Origin of the sequence: Serratia sp. Ag1 (assembly GCF_000743355.1) — a bacterium.
GTDB lineage: Bacteria > Pseudomonadota > Gammaproteobacteria > Enterobacterales > Enterobacteriaceae > Chania.
In genome coordinates this window covers 1-855 of sequence record NZ_JQEI01000089.1, presented here as the reverse complement: position 1 = coordinate 855, position 855 = coordinate 1, and the positions used below count along the sequence as shown (strand labels likewise).

The following is an 855-nucleotide window of genomic DNA, read 5'->3' as shown; positions in this document are numbered from 1 at the left end:
CTAGGGTGTGTCCCGTAATTATTTTTTGTACAATCCAACGCCTATTTTAACCAGAAGAAGTCTTTTACGTGGCTCGTTACGATTTTCCCGATGACGCTTGGGCATTGATTTCCCCCCTGCTGCCGCCTGAACGAGGCGTTTCTAAAGCCGGTCGCCCCTATCTTGAGCACCGCCAAGTGATGAATGGCATATTTTGGGTGCTGTGTTCAGGAGCCCCTTGGCGGGACCTGCCCGAACGTTATGGTCACTGGAAAACGATTTACAACCGGTTTAACCGGTGGTCCAAGGCTGGAGTAATAAACTGTATTTTCAATAAATTACTTCAGATACTTGATGGAAAAAGGTGGGTTGACTGGGATGCCATCGCGTTAGATGGCAGTAACATTCGCGCCCTGAAAGCCGCTGCGGGTGCTAAAAAAAACACCCCGATGAACTCAGCTGTCATGGGCTGGGTCGCTCTCGAGGCGGCTTTGGTACCAAAATCCATCTGGCGACAGATAGCACAGGATTACCGCTGAGTTTTTGCCTGAGTGGCGGACAAGCCCATGAGAGCAGATACGCGGAAACGTTGCTTGGCCGGGTTGGGATCATCCGACAAAGCGGGCACCTGAAATCACGGCCTAATACGGTGCTAGCTGATAATCGATACTCAAGTCAGGCATTGCGTAATCAACTGAGAATTAAAGGGATAAGAGCTGTTATCCCTTTTAAATTGAATGAAAAAGCCAGCCAGGATAAACGCCGGAAACTCGATACCCGATTGTACAAAAGACGTAACGTCGTTGAACGTTGCTTCGCCAAGCTTAAAGAACATCGCCGAATCGCTACCCGCTCGGAAAAGACAGCTAGAAATTA

1 protein-coding gene is annotated in these 855 nt (G+C 49.0%); it reads left to right on the top strand.

The genetic code is table 11. The features are described from left to right. Nucleotides 1–68: 68 nt before the first annotated feature. A protein-coding gene (locus IV04_RS25915; protein WP_152562962.1) for an IS5 family transposase occupies nucleotides 69–855 on the top strand; the annotation gives its coding sequence in 2 pieces (ribosomal slippage) (nucleotides 69–414 and nucleotides 414–855; 788 coding nt annotated over the 2 pieces). This gene is flagged as partial in the annotation.